Raw genomic sequence first — 17,181 nt, 5'->3', positions numbered from 1 at the left:
GGTCAGGCTCCTTCGGAAAATACTGTGCGGGCAAAGTGCAGCTTTTCGACGATCGGTGCGTCCGAGAACGCGAAAAGGTCGAACTGTGTGTCGGCTTCGATGGACCATTCCGTCCATGACGGGACGACGATCATGTCGCCCTTCGACACCGAACGCTGTTCGCCTGCGAGAACGAACCGTCCGCTCCCCTCGAACACCTGGTACACCGTCGAGCCGACGTCACGTCGGGGTCGGGTGTGCGCACCCTGACGAAGTCGGTGGAACTCGGCGCGGATCGTCGGCATGACGTCACCGCCGTTGGTGGGATTGGTGTAGCGAACCGCGGCATGACCCGGTTCGGTGGTCGCCGCGAATCCCTCGTCCTCGAGGTCCAACTGTGCCTTCAACGCCGCGTCGGTGTGCTCCCACCGGTACGCGGCGATCGGCGAACTGGATTTGCTGTCGAGCCCGACGAGCGGACGCAGGCCCGGATGAGCCCACAGACGCTCGGACCGAGAGATGTCCGGTGTCGAATCGTCGGTGACGTTCTCGGACCCGAACTCGAAGAAGCCGGTGTCGGTGTAATGAACGAACGGAATGTCGAGTCCGTCGATCCAGGCCATGGGCTGATCGGTCTCGTTGTGGTGCCCGTGGAAGTTCCAACCCGGGGTGAGCAGGAAGTCGCCGCGCCGCATGGCGACGGGGTCGCCGTTGACCACGGTCCACACCCCTTCGCCCTCGACGACGAAGCGGAATGCGTTCTGCGCGTGGCGATGTTCCGGTGCCACCTCTTTGGGCCCGAGATATTGGATGGCCGCCCACAGCGTGGGAGTGATGTACGGAACTCCCGCCAGGCCGGGGTTGGCCAGCGCGATGGCGCGACGCTCACCACCTCGACCGACGGCAACGAGATCGCCTGCGCGCTGCGCCAACGGGTACAGCGTCGACCACTTCCACACGAAGGGAACAGCTTTGGATTTCGGTGACATCGGCATCAAGTCGCCGAGCTGGGTCCACAGCGGCATGAGATTCTCGGACTCGAAGTCACGGTAGAGCTGCTCGAGTGCGGGGTCTTCGGGGTGCACTTCGGTGTCGGTCATCGGTTGCCTTCCTGATCTGCGTCGAGTCGTGTGCGGATGTCCTCACGCATTGCCTTCTTGTCCAACTTGCCTACTTTTGTGGTCGGTATCGCATCCACGACCACCAACCGCTCGGGGAGTTTGAACCGAGCGACACCCGCGGAATTCATCACCGCGAGAACGTCGTCCAGAGTCACGTGGGCACCCGCGGTAACGGAGACGTACAGGCACAGGCGCTCGCCCAGGACTGGGTCCGGCATGGCCACGGCCGCAGCCATCTCGATGCCGGCGACCTGGTAGGCGAAGTTCTCCACTTCCTCGGCCGAGATCTTTTCGCCGCCGCGATTGATCATGTCCTTGTCGCGACCTGCTACGACGAGGTTCCCGTCGGGTCGGCGGATCACGATGTCGCCACTGGCGTACCACCCGTCCGCAGTGAAGGCACGAGAGTTGTGCTCGGGCGCGCGGAAGTAGCCGCGTGGGGTGTACGGACCGCGGGTCAGTAGCGCTCCGGGAGTTCCGTCGCCGACAGGCTCTCCGAGCTCGTCGACAACAGCGATCTCGTCGGCCTCGCTGACCGGCCGCCCTTGAGTGTTGGTGATGACCTCGAGGTCGTCGTTCAATCGGGTCATGTTGATCAGGCCTTCCGCCATCCCGAAGACCTGCTGAAGGCGTGCACCCAAGACCGGTTCCACTCGCGCTGCCAGCTCGTCCGGCATCCGCGAACCGCCGACCTGGAGAACTTTCAAGCTGGATCCGGTCAAGGTGCCATGCTCACGCTGATACTCGATCCAGGATTGGGCCACCGCGGGTACCACCGTCGCCACGGTGACCGACTCGCTGTCGATCGCGTGCAATGCCCGATCCGGTCTCGCCGACGGAAGCATCACCGTGCGTCCACCCGCGAACAAGGTGCCCAGAATTCCAGGACAGGCCAACGGGAAATTGTGACTACTCGGTAGCGCACCAAGATACACGGTGTCCGAGGTTATTTCGGAGATCGCGTTGCAGCGGATGATGTTGTAGGCGTAGTCGTCATGGGTACGAACGATCAGTTTGGGCAGCCCGGTCGTCCCACCGGACAACAGGAAGCACGCAACATCCTCACCTGCGGGGTCGTACTCGTCATCGGAGAACGAGGGAATTGTCGTGGATGCATCCGCCAGGCTGAACTCGGGAGTCGTAGCATTTTCATCGGTCGACAGCTCTCCATGGACCAGCACCGCGCGAACGGACGGAACTTCGGCGGCAACCTCCTGGGCGGTGGACCTCAGGTCGGTGTCCTTGTCGGTGTCTGCGACCACGATGGCCACCGCGTCCGACAGTTCCGCCAGGTGCGTCAGCTCGTGTCGTCGGTGAGCTGGCAGCGCCATCACCGGCACGGCACCGATGCGGAAGCACCCCAGTGTGAGAGCGACGAACTCCCACGAATTGGGAAGTTGCAGAACAATTCTGTCACCGGGCGTCACCTCGAGATTCAACAAAGCTTGCGCCATCGAGGCCGACCGGTCCCACAGTTGGCGGTACGTCAACCTGATCGAGCCGTCGACCAGCGCCTCGGCGTCTGGATGCAGTTCGACCTGCTCCACGATGTGCGAGCCCAACGATCGACCGCTCCAATACCCGGCCTCGCGATAACGGCGAGCATCGTCGGCAGGCCACGGCACGACACCGTCGATCGAGACGGGGGTCCGGGTACTCATCACCGATCTCCTTCTGTAGCAGTGCGTCCGGCCCCGACGACGACGGCGTCGAGCGCGATCAGACCGTCCGAGGTCAGTCGCAACGGATTGATTTCGAGATCGCCGATCTCGTCGTGATTCGAGACGTAGGCCGCCAACGCGACTGCTGCGCGGCCGAACTCGTTTCTGTCAAGGCTCGGTCCTCCGCGCCATCCATGCAGGAGAGCGGCCGTGTGGAGATCGTCGAGCATCGCCGTCGCAGCGGACAGCGTGAGCTCACCACTGCGGATGGCCACGTCGCCGATTGCCTCTGCCGCGGTCCCACCCAAGCCGGCCACGACGATCGGCCCGAACACCTCGTCTCTACGCACACCGAGGAAAAGATCGACGCCGGATCCGGCCATGGCTTCGAGCAGGTATGCCGGCGCTTCGATCGAATCGAGGGCGTCCAGTGCGGTGTCCAACTCTTTGGTCGTACGAACAAACAGGTGGACGCCGCCGATCTCGGTCTTGTGCAGCACCGACGCGTCGAGAATTTTGACTGCGACGGGATGCTCGAGTTCCGCGAGCGCTCGGTGCGCATCCTCTCTGGTGTGGGCCACACGCCGATCGGGCGTACGAATACCCAACGCGTCGAGCAAGTCCTTGCCTTCCGCCTCGTCGACAGGAAGCGTGATGGAAGGTCCGGTGGGAGGTACGAACGCCTCGGTACGCACCCGACCGTAACGGAGCTTTGCGTCGTCGACGAGGGCGCGCACGCCGTTGGCCAACGACGTCGGGCTCGAGAGCACCGGCAGGTCGAGGATTGCGGCGGAGACGGTAGCTACGGACACCGCCTCTCTCGGTCCGCCGATACCGAGCACGACAGGCAATCCCTTGTGCACCGACGACTTTCCGACAGCGTCGGCAAGATCGATCGCATCGGGTTCTGCCAGGGCGTACACGGCCAGCGCGTCGACTTCCGGGTCGTCCGCGGTGGCCTGGAGGACGTCTGCGAAGGTGGCCGCCGGCCTGCCGGTGTCGACGGGATTTGCCTGATAGGTCAACGGCGGCAGCAGGTCGGACAGCCGACGCTGTGTCGCATCGGAGAGCGTCGGAACACGCACTCCCCCGGCCAACAGCGCATCCAGAATCATCAGGCCGGGCCCCGCCTGCGCAGTGACGAGTCCTATTCCTGGAGAGGCAGAAGCGGGCAGACGCGTACGGGCGAGTACGGCGAGCGCGTCGACCAAGTGGCGTTCGTCCTCGGCGACCACGGCACCCGCTTCGGTGAGCAGTGCGCGCGTGGCCCGCCAGGACGTGGCGAGCGCACCTGTGTGGGACTCCGAGAACGCGGAGACATCACTTCGACCCACCACGATGGCCACCACCGGTTTCACTGCACTCACGTCTGCGACCGCCGACAACAGTGCGCGGCCGTCTTCGACGGACTCGACGTGCAATGCGATTGCCGTGATCGCATCGTCGTGCTGGAGGTAGCGCAGCACGTCGACATTCGTGACGTCCACGCTGTTTCCGAGACCGACACCGAGGCCCACACCGATGCCGTTCTCGGACAACAGGAACGACAGTGCGTGGTTCATGCCACCACTCGCTGCGACGACGGCGACCGTACCCGCGGCGATGTGTTCGACAGTCGGGACGAAGCTGACCGTGGAATGACCGGGACGAAAGAAGCCGGATGTATTGGGACCGAGCAATCGGATGCCGGTTTCGGACGTGATGTCCTTCAGCCGGCGTTGCAGCTCGATGCCGTCGTCGCCGGCCTCGGCGAAGCCACCGGAACAGATCAACGCTGCCCGCACCCCGGCGTCGGCCGCTTCCTGCAGCGCTGCGGGGGTCGCAGCGGCAGGAATGCACAGAACCGCCAGATCTATTGCTGTGCCGTGGGATCGAACTGCGTCTGCGATCGACGTGCTGAATCCCTCGGCGGTACCGCGTGGATTGATTCCGTACGTAGTGACAGCGCCGCGGCTTCCTCTGTCGATGGCGGCGAGCATCACCGAGCCGAGCTTTTCGGGTGCACTCGAGGCACCGAACACCGCAATCGACGTTGGACTGAACAGCGCGGAGAGGGAATCTGCAGCATCTTCCGCGCCCGGGACAGACAGCGGAACGTGAGTCGTTGTCATAGTTCCGACCTCGACGGTGCAGCGGCGCTCTCGGATTCGTCCAGCGTGTCGAAAGCGACCGCATCAGCGCGGCCGGACAGGACCAGTGTTGCTGCACAATCTTTTCGGTCGACCGCGCGGCGGGAGCGGACAGACGATTGCTGCTCGATTACGATCGCCGCGACGTGGTGTTGCAGCCGTACGTACTCCGAGGCCAGTACCCGCGACAACTCGGTTCCCCCTTTGATGATCACGGCCCCCGGTCCGCCAGCACACAGCTCGTCGAGGCGTGAGAGAGAGTCTTCGTCCAGAGCGGTGCGGTCGGAGTCGGGTGCCGAGAACAGTGGCTCGGCTTCGTGCGCAGCCTGGTTCGCAACGAGAATCGACGTGCCGTCGGTGAGTGTCACGGAGTCAGCCGTGCCAGCGGTGACGGAGAGAAGCCGCGAGTCGAGCGCGACTGCCCCTGCTTTCAGAGGAGTCTCGAGCGTTGCGGCACCGTGGTGTTCGTGCCAGGCGCGTTCGGCAACCTCGACGAACTGCGGGTCTCGAACTCGAATCTTCTCGGCGGAGATGGACCGCGTAAAGAAATGGAACCCGAACTGCCACGGTTCCAGTTCGCGGTAGTACTCCCCGAAGTGGTCCCACCACGCGAGGCTGGGAACCGACGAATTCTGGACCTTGGCCACCTGGGGACGCCGAATATGCTCGAACTCCGACAGAGCCGCATCGAGATCGGACGCGTGTTCGGCGACGGTCTGCGCGAGAACGGCTGCATCCTCCATGGCCATCTTTGTTCCCGACCCGACCGAGAAGTGGGCAGTGTGCATGGCGTCGCCGAGGAACACCACAGGCGTTCCTCGTTCGGTCCGGCTGTGCCAACGCGCGGTGCGGCGAGTTTTGAAGTTCGCCCAACGCGAATTGTTCGCCACCAGCTTCGCACCGTCGATGCGATCGGCGAACAACTCCTCCAGGTAACGCTGGGACACGGCATCGGACTCCCCAGGAGGGGACGACATGTCGAATCCGTCCAGACCGGCTCTGCGCCAGGTATCTTCGTCGGTCTCGACGATGAACGTACTCAGATCGGATCCGATCGGGTATGCGTGCACGGCGAAATTTCCATGCTCGGACTGCTTGTGCAGAAAGGTCAGGCCGTCGAATTGAAACGTCGTGCCGAACCAGATAAACTTCACTGTTGCTTCTTCGACCGAATGGTCCAGGTCCGCCGCGAACGAATCTCGCGAAGCGGAGTTGGTGCCGTCGGCTGCGACAATCAGGTCGTACCCGCCGTCCTCGTCGAGCGATTGCACAGATGCGGTGGTCGAGTAGTGCAGTTTCGCGGCCAATTCGAGAGCACGGTGCCGAAGTGCACCGAGCAACACCCGACGATGCACGGCGGACATGCCGTTGCCCCCGGCCGCAGTGACCTCCCCTTTGGCGTGGACTTCGATGCTGTCCCAATGGCGGCCGTGATCGGCAAGAGTGTCACGCAGAATGGGGTCGACTCGATCGATGTTGTCGAGCGTGGCATCGGAGAATACGACACCGAAGCCGAATACGTCGCTCTCGTGGTTTCGCTCGAAAACCTCGACCGTCGCGTCGGGTGCACTGTGCGCCAACGCGATTGCGGTGAAGAGACCGCCTGGGCCGCCTCCGATGCACGCAATTCGGAGCGGCGTCGAAGCGGCTGTTCGGTGTTGTTCTGGGATGGACATCGATGTCGGCCCCTAGCGTGGAGTGAGGGCCCGGATCTCGGGCGACCAATTTATTGTGTGTCATAAAACTACCCAAAGTCAATATATTTGTTACATAAAAGCCGTCTAGGGCTTCGCCGCCGGCGCATCTCCCGAGGCCTCGAGCACGAACGCCTCGGCACTCGTACGCAGTTCGTCGTGACATTCGGTGAACACCTCGTGCGCAGCACGGCCACGCCAACCCGGCGGCAACAGAGCGTCGGGCAGGTCGGGATCACGGAACGGGTAACGACGGTAGTTCTGAATCAGTTTCATTCGTTCGACCAGCGCCTGCCGACCACCGAGACCACGACGGAAGCCCGCCAATCGCGGCTGGAACTCCTCGATGAAGGCCTGGTACTCACCCCCGAGTTCGGCGAGGTCCCAGCAACGATCGGCTATGGAGCGATCGTTCGTCAGCCCGGATGTCTGACTCCGCAGGAATTGGATCCGTAGCTCGTCTTCACCACTGAGCATTTCGCGCAACTGCTTCTCCCTGTCATGCGGCGAGAACCATGTCGCAGAACCGTATTCGCCGAACCCGTACCAGTTCAGGGCCGTCTCGATGCGCTTGCGCTGCTCTCGCCCCAGCCCTTCCTCATCGACCAGGGCCTGCGTCCACGTGCGGTCCCAGTCGTCGAAGTGCCGTTCGAAGATGCGAGCCCGACCGTCGTCGAGCAGCCGCCAACTCTTTTCGTTGAGCAGGTAGGACACCTCTCGACCACTCTTGGTCGAGTCGAACCAACCCTCTTTGCGCAGCCGCGCCATCACGACGCGCACCGTCGCCGATTCGATACCGAAGACCTCCATCAACTCCGTCAGAGTGCCCAACTTGGCCGCTCCGCCGGTGTAACGGAAGTACTCCCCGTACAGGTCGAACACCAGAGCACGTGGTCGCATCGACCCCTCCTCCCACCTGTGTCGATCACCGATCGACTTAAATGTGTCATTCCTCTTGACTTTCAAGACCATTCTGTCACATAGTGACTGTACTCACATAGCCGACTCGCACATTTGGGGTCATCCGAATCTGCGCGAGATCGCATCGGCCGGTGTTCGAACACCTATCATCGGAGGAATCAGGTGAACCCCCTGGCCACGAATGGGCCAAGCCCGTCGGGCGCCCGCCGTTCCAGCTCGACCGTCGTAGCTCTCTGCTTCGTGATCATCGTCTTCGACGGTTACGACCTGGTCGTCTACGGAACCACTGTCCCGTCTCTACTCGCCTATCAGCAATGGGAACTGACACCGGGCCAGGTCGGCACCATCGGTAGCTATGCGCTGATGGGAATGCTCCTCGGCGCCCTGCTGTCCGGCTGGCTGGCACCCCGAGTCGGAGCCCGCGCGATCATTCTGACCTCGTTGATCTCGTTCTCCGTTCTCATGGGTCTGACCGCGCTGGCCCCCAACCCGGAGATCTTCGGTCTTCTCCGCTTCCTCGGCGGGCTGGGACTAGGCGGTGTCGTTCCGACTGTCATCGCGCTGACAATCGAGTACTCGCCCCCTGCACGTCGCCAGTTCAACAACGCTCTGATGTACAGCGGTTACTCGGTGGGCGGCGTGCTCGCCGCGCTTTCGGCCCTGGCATTGCTTCCCGAAAACAGTTTCCGCGTCATGTACGCGCTCGGTCTGCTTCCGCTCGTCACGATCGTGCCGCTGACGTGGCGCTACCTTCCTGAATCGGCTGCATTCCTTGTCGGCAAGGGCAGGATCGACGAAGCCCATGCTCTCGCCGAGAAATTCGGCATCACTGCCGCCCCGGCCACTACATCCGAGAGCCGCGGCACCATGTCATCGTTGTTCACCGGGGCACGCAGAGTTCCGCTGGCGTTGCTCGTCGTGGCATCTTTCTGCGGTTTGCTGCTCGTCTACGGCGTCAATACCTGGCTACCGAATATCATGCGCCAAGCCGGTTATTCGCTCGGCAGTTCACTGACATTCCTTCTCGTACTCAATCTCGGCGCGATAGCCGGCGCTCTGATCGCCTCCCGGATCGCAGACCGATTCGGAAGCAAGCCGGTGACCGTGACCTCCTTCCTGCTCGCCGTTCTCGCCATACTCTCCCTGAGCCTCGGATTGCCGCTCTACGCCGCCATGATCGTGGTCGCCATCGCGGGACTCGGCACAGTGGGGACGCAGATACTCGTCAACGGTTACGTTGCAACGTATTTCGGCGACAGAGATCGAACGTCCGCCCTCGGATTGTCCCTGGGACTCGGACGCGTGGGCGCGATATTCGGGCCGATTCTCGGAGGATGGATCGCATCCTCGGCACTGGGCGTCGACTGGAACTTCTACTCGTTCGCAGCATTCGCCGGAATCGGTTGCCTCGCTGTCCTACTCGTCAGTGATCGACACTCCGCTACCCGACAGCACTCCGACCATTCCACCGCCACCACTGTGTCACCCGCTATGCGGGTGGACACCGAATCGAAAGAAGCACACTCGTGAGCACCACCGTTACTGCCGCTGTAGCCCGCGCCACCGGCGATCCTCTCACCATCGAGAAGCTCGAGCTCGACGACCTCCGAGCCAACGAGGTACGGGTCCGCATCGTCGCGTCCGGCGTGTGCCACACGGACGCCATCGTCCGCGACGGCATCTACCCGACGCCCCTGCCCGCCGTCCTAGGGCACGAGGGTGCGGGCGTCGTCGAAGCCATCGGCTCCGATATCACCACCGTCGAGATCGGCGATCACGTCGTACTCTCCGCCGCCTACTGCGGCAAGTGTGTGCAGTGCCGATCGGGACGAGTTGCTTACTGCGAGAACTTGTTCGCCGAGGATTTCGGTGGTGCGCGACGCGACGGCTCGACCTCACTGTCTGCCGGAGAGGAGGCCATTTCCTCGCACTTCTTCGGGCAGTCCGCATTCTCCACCTACGCCAACGTGGTGGAGACCAGCGTGATCAAGGTGGACAAGAAGGCACCGCTCGAGATCATCGCGCCGCTCGGCTGCGGCTTGCAGACCGGCGCAGGCGCGATACTCAACGACTTGCGGCCGGCACCCGGCACTTCGATCGCGGTATTCGGCACCGGCGCCGTTGGATCTGCCGCCATCATGGCCGCCCAGATCGCAGGATGCACCACGGTGGTGGCGATCGATCTGCACGACTCGCGACTCGAACTGGCCAAGACGATCGGAGCCACTCACACCATCAACGGCAAGAGCGAGGATGTGCTCGCCGAACTGGACAAGATCACCGGAGGCAAGGGGCTCGACTACGCGTTGGACACCACAGCGGTTCCCTCGGTGCTGCAGCAGGCGGCGGCGTCCCTGGGGATCGGAGGAACTGTGGCGCTGGTCGGTGCGGCAGCACCGGGTACGGACGTCACTTTCGAGATCGGCGCGTCACTGGTCAAGGGATGGACGTTCAAGACCATCATCCAAGGGAGTTCGGTTCCCCAGCAGTTCATTCCGCGTCTGGTTCTTCTCTGGGAGCAGGGACGCTTCCCCTTCGACAAGCTCATCAAGAACTACACGCTCGACGACATCAACACAGCGTTCGCAGATTCCGAGAACGGATCGACCGTCAAACCCGTTGTCGTCTTCTGATTTTCGTCACCCTCACGTCGCACACAACCAGGAGAAACGCACATGACCACCATGAACGACCTGCTCACTGTCGGCCATCTCATCGACAACGAGTTGACCGATTCCGATCGGTACGACGACGTCGTGGATCCGGGCAGGTTGAGTGACGTAGCCGCCCGCGTCGCCGTCGGCACGCCCGACGATGTCGATCGCGCAGTGAAGGCAGCGCACCGCGCCTATCTGTCCTGGCGCAACGTGGACCCGGCGGAACGCGCACGCTTGATGCTCGCGGCTGCGGATGCGTTGGCGGGGAGCGGTTCCGATCTCGCCGCACAGCTCGTGCGCGAGCACGGAGGAATGCTGTGGGAAGCCCAGACCGACTTCGGCCTCGGCACCGGCGTCATGCAACATACTGCCAGCCTCGTCGACGGATTCTTCGATCCCGTCCAGTTCGACGACGACGAAAGCTTCATCAGTGTCGAGCGGGTTCCCCGCGGCGTCGTCGGTGCCGTCGTTCCGTGGAACATGCCCGTGGTGCTGACCATGATGAAGCTGGCTCCCGCGCTGGCCACAGGGAACACGATCGTCATCAAGCCGTCGCCTTTCGCGCCGGCCGCACTGACCGTGGCATTGCATCGTATGGCGCAAACCCTCCCTGCCGGCGTCATCAACGTCGTTCACGGCAATGCCGATGTGGGACAGGCCCTCACCTCGCATCCGCTCGTTCGCAAGATCGGCTTCACCGGGGGTACGGCTACTGCAGGCCGGGTGATGGCGGCAGCTGCGGGGACCATCAAGAACCTGACCCTCGAACTCGGCGGCAACGACCCGGCCATCGTGCTCGACGATGTCGACATCGATGCCGCCCTGGACCGGATGCTCAAGGGTGTGTTCACTCGCTCGGGCCAGATCTGCTTCGCCGTGAAGCGAATCTACGTTCCACGCGCCTTGTACGGCACATTTGCCGACGCCTTCTGCGAGCGTGTGGACCAGTACTCCGTCGGCCACGGCCTCGACGAAGGTGCCAGCTTCGGACCGATGAACAACAAGACTCAGTACGACTCGGTGAACGCACTTATCGAAGAGACGAAGAATTCGTCCGCGAAGATCGTGCAGCTCGGACGTAAGCTCGATTCTGCATCCGACGGTTACTACATTCTTCCTCACGTGGTCCGCGACGTGGAACACTCCGCTCCGGTCAGCAGCTGCGAGCAGTTCGGACCGGTCATCCCGTTGATCGCGTACGACGACGAGAACCAGGTCGTCGAGTGGGCGAACGACTCCGAGTACGGGCTCGGCTCCTCGGTGTGGACCACCGATCCCGATCGCGGTCTGGCCATTGCGCGTCGAATCGAAGCCGGCAGCACGTTCATCAACACTCACGCCTTCGAGTCACTCGATCTGCGGATGCCGTTCGGCGGAGTGAAGCAGAGCGGCATCGGCCGTGAATTCGGTGAAGCTGGAATGCGCGAGTACGTCGACGAGCACTCAATTCGCCTGCTCAAGTGACCGACCCTCCGTATCCTGATTGAACTTCGATGTTAGGAGTGTCCCTATGGCACAGCCTGATTCACCCTTAGAGGACATCACCACCGAGATGGTCACGTCGACCGACGGAACGTCGCTCGGGGTACATTGCCTCGGTTCCGGTTCGCCTGTCGTGATAGTGCACGGCAGCATCTCGACTGCGGAGTCGTGGCTGCAGGTGGCTTCGCATCTCGCAGTCGACCACCGTGTCTTCGTTCTCGATCGCCGGGGTCGAGGCCTGAGCGGCGATGCACCGGAGTACACACTCGCGACCGAGGCCGCCGACATCGCGGCAGTCCTCGCCCTGGCAGTCGAGTCGACCGGGGGCATACCGACCCTGGTCGGTCACTCCTACGGCGCGATATGCACCCTCGAAGCCGTTCGACAAGGTTCGCAGGTGGCGTCCCTGGTGTTGTACGAGCCGCCACTACCGGTGGAGGGGCCGGTCGCGGGGCAGTATCTCGCCCCGTATGCGGCAGCGATCGCAGCGTCCGACAACGACGCGGCGATGCGAATTGCTATGGAGCACTTCATTCGAGCACCCGCAGCCGAGACGGAAGCCATTGCGGCGACACCGTTGTGGGGATTGTTTCTCTCGCTCGCACCCACCTGGACTCGCGAGTTGGAACAGATCGATTCAAGCGCGTCGGTCATGCCGGAGTACGGCGAATCGACAACCAGGACTCTGCTTCTCGTGGGCGAACATAGTCCGAAGCATCTCGTCGGTGCTTCTGCCTACTTGGATTCCAGGCTCCGCGACGTATCGAAACACGTTTTGACGGGACAAGCCCACTTTGCGAACCTCGTGGATCCGGGTCAGGTCGCCTCGACGATCAACACGTTCCTCGACCGCTGACACTGGTACAGAGGCCTGCGACACCGCCGCCCCGGCACTCACTTCCAGGAGTGCCGGGGCGGCGGTGTCGATCCGGGGTCCGCTGAGAGCCCAAGTGGCACGACGTCAGCGCATCAATCGAAGACCAAGCCGCCGTCGACATTCATGGACTGCCCGGTTACCGAATTCGCCATGAGCAGATACGCAACGGCGGCAGCGATATCGGACGGTTCGCTGAAGCGGCGCAGCGGTACGTGTGCCACCATTTCCTCGATTCGGCCCTGTGCTTCGGGCGTATTGTGCACGTTCAGCAGCGGCGAGTTCGTAGGACCCGGGCACACGGCATTGACACGGATATTGAACGGGGCCAGCTGAATCGCAGCAACCTTGGTGAGTGCGAGAACAGCGCCCTTGGTTGCGGCGTAGGCAGCGTTGGATGTCTGCCGATAACCTTTACCTGCAACGGAGGCGATGTTGACGATGCTTCCGCCGGTTCCTGCATCCCTCATCCGGGCACCTGCGGCCTGCATGACGTGCATTGTCCCCAACGCATTTATATCCATCATCCACTGCCAGTCCTCTGTCGAGATTTCGAAGAAGTCCATCAACCGAGTAACGCCGGCACAGTTGACGACACCACGGATGGCGGAGTGCTCGCGGACAACGGTTGCGACGACATCCTCGACGCTCTCACGGTTGCGGAGATCGACCGTCGCGTAGTCGCATTTCAGGCGGCCGGCAACGTCCTTCGCGGCCTGCTCGTTCGCGTCTGCGACCACAACGGAGAGTCCCATGTCCACCAGACGCTCACAGATGGCAGCACCGATAGCGCCGGCCCCACCTGTAACCAGGTAGGCACCCTCATGTCGGGCAGTACTCACTTTGAACTCCTGAAGTCGATGGCCGCCACCGTCATCTGGGCATCGATGACCACACGGCGCTGCGCGGTGTTGCGCTGGCTTCGAGCGTTCACCCCACAGTGGATGTCGTCCAATACTCGATTGCGACGTATTCATATCAACGACGGATAACCGAGCCTGTCCGGATCAACGGCCTCGTCGACTGTCGACGTAGCCCGCCTCTTCGGGATTCATCAAATTTTGCACTGAAAGTACAGCTGATTGGTATTGGTCAGAGATGGCCGCGCATACCTATAGTCGCCTGAGCAGCAAGTGCTGTGGATCACACGAGCACGTAGAACGCGGCGCGCGGGAGTCCCATCCGCAACACCCCGCCTGCAGCCGCCACAGCACCGGACACGCACCGCACAATCGTATTCCCGAGGAGCCAACCGATGAAAAACCAACTCACGTCGGACGATTCACCCGTCGACGACATCGAAGTCCGGATCTACAAGAAGACTCTTCGGCGGGTGATCCCGGTCATCATGCTGGGAATGTTCATCTCGTATATCGACAGAGCCAACATCGGTGTTCTGGCCGGACCGATGTCGGAGGACCTAGGACTGTCCGCCGCAACATTCGGGCTGGCCGCTGGGTTGTTCTACATCGGCTACTGCTTCTTCGAGATCCCGTCCAACATGGCAATGGCCAAATTCGGAGCTCGAGTATGGCTTGCCCGCATCATGGTCAGCTGGGGTGCCTGCACGATGCTCATGGGGTTCGTCCAGAACGACGTCACGCTCTACATAGTGCGAATAATGCTCGGCGTCGCCGAGGCTGGATTCTCACCCGGTGCGCTGCTGTTCCTGGCCTTCTGGTGTCCCCCACGCATGCTCCCCAAGACTTACTCGATGTTGAACCTGGCGGTGCCCATCGCACTCGCCGTCGGATCCATCCTGACCTCGTCGCTGCTGTCGTTGGATGGACTTTTCGGACTGGCAGGATGGCGCTGGGCGTTCCTGATCGAGGGCATTCCCGCCATCGCCCTCGCGGCCTACATCTACCTCCGCCTTCCCAACGGACCGTCGGAGGCCAAGTGGCTCGATGCGTCCGAAAAGGAATACCTCGCCAAGCACTCTGCACAGCGTCCCGACGGCCCCGGCCACGAGATCAAGTACCTGTGGGCTGTGCTGCGTCGCCCCGCTGCATGGGCGTTCACGATCCTGTACTTCTGCATGACAATCGGTTACTGGACGATTGCGTACTTCCTCCCCACGATCGTTCGCAGCCAATTCGATCTCGGTTTCGTGGCATCGGGAATGGTGTCGGCCATACCGTGGGCATTCGCGGCCGTAGTCATGATCCTCGTCTCGAAGAACGTGTCCAAGACCGGTGAGCGCACCTGGCACATGACCATCCTTCAGATAGCCGGCGCAGTTGGACTGGCGACCGCGGCCTTGACCGGCAATCCCTACCTCGCACTGCTCGGCATCAGCCTCGCGGCCGGTGGTTTCTTCGGTTCACTTCCTTCGTTCAACTCCATGCCTGCGCAGGTGTTCACTGCGGGTCTGGCTGCTGTAGCCCTCGCGATGATCAACGGCCTTGCCAGCCTCAGCGGGCTGATCGGCCCGTACCTGTTCGGCTTCCTGCAGGACAGAACGGGATCGAGTGAGACCGGCCTGCTCATCATGTCCGGCTTCTTCGTCGCCGCCGCCATCCTGGTTTTCGCGATGAGTCGATGGACGGACAAGGTCACCGGAGGACTCCACACCAAAACGAAGGTGGATCTGGATCCCACTGCAATCGACGCTCGCTGAAATTGACCCCACGTGGGTGTGCGGTCGGGCCCGGCGGGCCCGACCGCACACCCATGCTCGACGCACACTGGATCGAAAGGTGCACCACGTCATGAAGATCGAAAAGATCGAGGCAATTCCGTACGCCATCCCATTCCGAAAGCCCCTGAAGTTTGCCAGCGGCGAGGTGACCGTCGCGGACCACGTTCTGATTCGGGTTCACACCAGTGACGGCGTCATCGGTATCGCCGATGCACCGCCGCGGCCCTACACCTACGGTGAGACCCAACGCTCGATCGTGGCCGTCATCGACGATGTGTTCGGCCCGGCCCTTGTCGGGCAGTCAATTCTCGAGCGTGAACGAATCAGCGCGATCCTCGACCGCACGGTGCACAACGACGTCGCCAAAGGAGCGATCGACATCGCGATCTGGGATGCACTCGGCATCACCCTGGGAGTATCGGTCTCGAAGCTGTTGGGTGGCTACTCGGATCACCTGCGGGTGTCACACATGCTCGGGTTTCACAGCGCGCAAGAGGTACTGGACGAAGCCCGATATTTCGTGAGCGAACACGGAATACGAGCATTCAAGATCAAGGTCGGTCGCCGCCCGATCGAGCTGGACCTCGAATTGTGCGCGGTACTGGCACGCGAGCTCGACGACGATATCGAACTGTACGTCGATGCCAACCGAGGTTGGACCGCGAACGAAGCGATCGCGGCGTTGCCGTCGCTGGTCGATTCTCGAACGAGCCTGTTCGAAGAGCCCTGCGACGCAAGGGAAACGATGGGCAGACGTCGACTGGTGTCGACGTCCACGATTCCTATCGTGGGCGACGAAAGCGTTCCACGCCCCGGTGACGTATCCCGAGAACTGATGTCCGGCGGATGCAATGCCGTGAGCATCAAGACCGCACGCGGGGGCTTTACCAACGGTGTTGCGGTCCTGGGCCTCTGCCAGGGAATGGGCGTCGATGTCCTCATGGGAAATCAGATCGACACTCAGATCGGTTCAGCGGCAACGGTCGCATTCGGCTCGGCGTTCAAGGCCACTCATTCGCGCCCCGGGGAGTTGTCGAACTACCTCGACCTCGCCGACGATCTGATCGCCGAGCCCCTGGCCATTCGCGACGGTGTCATGAAGATCCCGGTCGGTCCGGGCGTCGGGGTCAGCGTCGATCCGGACAAATTGAGTCGTTACCGAACAGACAAGTAGGGACCGACGCCGATGCCGGTGCAGGAACGTTGTCCTGCACCGGCATCGGCGACTGTCAGTGTCCGAGAACTCTAGATGTGTCGTCCTCCGGTCACCTCCAGTACCGTGCCGGTAACGTAGCTGGACATCGGACTGGCAAGGAAAAGCACCGCCCCGGCAACTTCGTCCGGTCGACCGAATCGGTTCATCGGAACTTCCGCCAGCTTGGACTCCATGACCTTCTGCGGTAATCCCGATGTCATCGGGGTATCGATGATCCCGGGCTGCACAGCATTGACTCGGACACCGGCAAATCCGACTTCCTTCGCCGCAGCCTTGGTCAGACCGACGATGCCGGCCTTGGCCGCGCTGTAGTTACTCTGTCCGATCATGCCCACCTTCCCCGAGATCGAGGACATGTTGACGATCGACCCGCCGCCGTCCTGTTCACGCATGATGGCCGCAGCTTCTCTAGTACCCAACCAGGCACCCTTGAGATGCACACGGATCACATCGTCGAATTCGTCTTCGGTCATGCGACGCATGGTCGCATCGCGGGTGAAACCCGCGTTGTTGACCCAGATGTCAAGCGAACCAAACTGATTCACTGCAGCGGCACCAGCCATCTTCACGTCGGACGCAGACGACACGTCACCGGTGACGCTGATGAGTTTGTCGCCAGCATCGAGATCCGCGCGCGCCCGGTCGAGGGCTGTCTCCGAAATATCGGTGAGGACCACATTCGCGCCCTGCGCGAGAAATGCAGACGCGATAGCCCGGCCGAGCCCTCCCGGCCCTCCGGTGACAACGGCGGTCTTCCCTTCCAACAGCACAGTATTTCCTTTCATGAGGCAGGGCGCAGTCGCTGC

General features: G+C 62.2%; 13 protein-coding genes. 6 read left to right on the top strand and 7 right to left on the bottom strand.

All coding sequences use genetic code 11. The features are described from left to right. Positions 1 to 2: 2 nt before the first annotated feature. From CH268_RS04395 to CH268_RS04375, 5 genes are all read right to left on the bottom strand, one after another. Positions 3 to 1,079 carry a cupin domain-containing protein gene (locus CH268_RS04395; RefSeq protein WP_037150292.1) on the bottom strand — a complete coding sequence of 359 codons (1,077 nt, stop codon included), beginning with the start codon at positions 1,077 to 1,079 and terminating at the stop codon, positions 3 to 5. Then, positions 1,076 to 2,761: a (2,3-dihydroxybenzoyl)adenylate synthase gene (locus CH268_RS04390; RefSeq protein ID WP_094662572.1), complete on the bottom strand. Its 1,686-nt coding sequence runs from the start codon at positions 2,759 to 2,761 to the stop codon at positions 1,076 to 1,078. Before CH268_RS04390 ends, CH268_RS04395 begins: the two co-directional genes overlap by 4 nt. Next, the gene (locus CH268_RS04385) at positions 2,761 to 4,872 is read right to left on the bottom strand and encodes an acetate--CoA ligase family protein (protein ID WP_094662570.1); all 2,112 of its coding nucleotides are present in this window, start codon (positions 4,870 to 4,872) and stop codon (positions 2,761 to 2,763) included. Before CH268_RS04385 ends, CH268_RS04390 begins: the two co-directional genes overlap by 1 nt. Beyond that, complete coding sequence (locus CH268_RS04380) at positions 4,869 to 6,566, bottom strand: FAD-dependent monooxygenase (RefSeq protein ID WP_094662568.1); 1,698 nt, start codon at positions 6,564 to 6,566, stop codon at positions 4,869 to 4,871. The genes CH268_RS04385 and CH268_RS04380 overlap by 4 nt, the downstream gene beginning before the upstream one ends. Positions 6,567 to 6,671: 105 nt before the next feature. Beyond that, the gene (locus CH268_RS04375; protein WP_094662566.1) at positions 6,672 to 7,484 is read right to left on the bottom strand and encodes a PaaX family transcriptional regulator; all 813 of its coding nucleotides are present in this window, start codon (positions 7,482 to 7,484) and stop codon (positions 6,672 to 6,674) included. Between the two features lie 261 nt (positions 7,485 to 7,745). Here CH268_RS04375 and CH268_RS04370 point away from each other — a divergent pair, with 261 nt between their 5' ends. Genes CH268_RS04370 through CH268_RS04355 form a run of 4 tightly spaced genes read left to right on the top strand, consistent with a single transcriptional unit; the run spans position 7,746 to position 12,500 of the window. Then, the gene (locus tag CH268_RS04370; protein ID WP_255182288.1) at positions 7,746 to 9,035 is read left to right on the top strand and encodes an MFS transporter; all 1,290 of its coding nucleotides are present in this window, start codon (positions 7,746 to 7,748) and stop codon (positions 9,033 to 9,035) included. Then, complete coding sequence (locus CH268_RS04365) at positions 9,032 to 10,138, top strand: NAD(P)-dependent alcohol dehydrogenase (protein WP_037150283.1); 1,107 nt, start codon at positions 9,032 to 9,034, stop codon at positions 10,136 to 10,138. Before CH268_RS04370 ends, CH268_RS04365 begins: the two co-directional genes overlap by 4 nt. Positions 10,139 to 10,180: 42 nt before the next feature. Continuing rightward, complete coding sequence (locus CH268_RS04360; protein WP_094662564.1) at positions 10,181 to 11,626, top strand: aldehyde dehydrogenase family protein; 1,446 nt, start codon at positions 10,181 to 10,183, stop codon at positions 11,624 to 11,626. Between the two features lie 46 nt (positions 11,627 to 11,672). Beyond that, on the top strand, positions 11,673 to 12,500 hold the full coding sequence (locus CH268_RS04355) for an alpha/beta fold hydrolase (RefSeq protein WP_094662562.1): 828 nt from the start codon (positions 11,673 to 11,675) through the stop codon (positions 12,498 to 12,500). Between the two features lie 113 nt (positions 12,501 to 12,613). Here the strand turns inward: CH268_RS04355 and CH268_RS04350 are convergent, their stop codons facing one another. Continuing rightward, the gene (locus CH268_RS04350; RefSeq protein ID WP_176457839.1) at positions 12,614 to 13,360 is read right to left on the bottom strand and encodes an SDR family NAD(P)-dependent oxidoreductase; all 747 of its coding nucleotides are present in this window, start codon (positions 13,358 to 13,360) and stop codon (positions 12,614 to 12,616) included. 413 nt (positions 13,361 to 13,773) lie between these two features. Here CH268_RS04350 and CH268_RS04345 point away from each other — a divergent pair, with 413 nt between their 5' ends. Next, positions 13,774 to 15,138, top strand: coding sequence for an MFS transporter (locus CH268_RS04345; RefSeq protein WP_094662558.1), 1,365 nt, complete (start codon positions 13,774 to 13,776; stop codon positions 15,136 to 15,138). 91 nt (positions 15,139 to 15,229) lie between these two features. Beyond that, entirely contained in the window at positions 15,230 to 16,333 is a 1,104-nt protein-coding gene (locus tag CH268_RS04340; RefSeq protein WP_094662556.1) for a mandelate racemase/muconate lactonizing enzyme family protein, read from the top strand. 71 nt (positions 16,334 to 16,404) lie between these two features. Here the strand turns inward: CH268_RS04340 and fabG are convergent, their stop codons facing one another. Continuing rightward, on the bottom strand, positions 16,405 to 17,160 hold the full coding sequence (gene fabG, locus CH268_RS04335; RefSeq protein WP_094662554.1) for a 3-oxoacyl-ACP reductase FabG: 756 nt from the start codon (positions 17,158 to 17,160) through the stop codon (positions 16,405 to 16,407). Positions 17,161 to 17,181: the final 21 nt, after the last annotated feature.

The sequence above is a fragment of the Rhodococcus sp. 06-1460-1B genome, from assembly GCF_002258475.1.
Classification (GTDB): Bacteria; Actinomycetota; Actinomycetes; order Mycobacteriales; family Mycobacteriaceae; genus Rhodococcoides; species Rhodococcoides fascians.
This window is presented reverse-complemented; position numbering and strand designations above follow the sequence as displayed.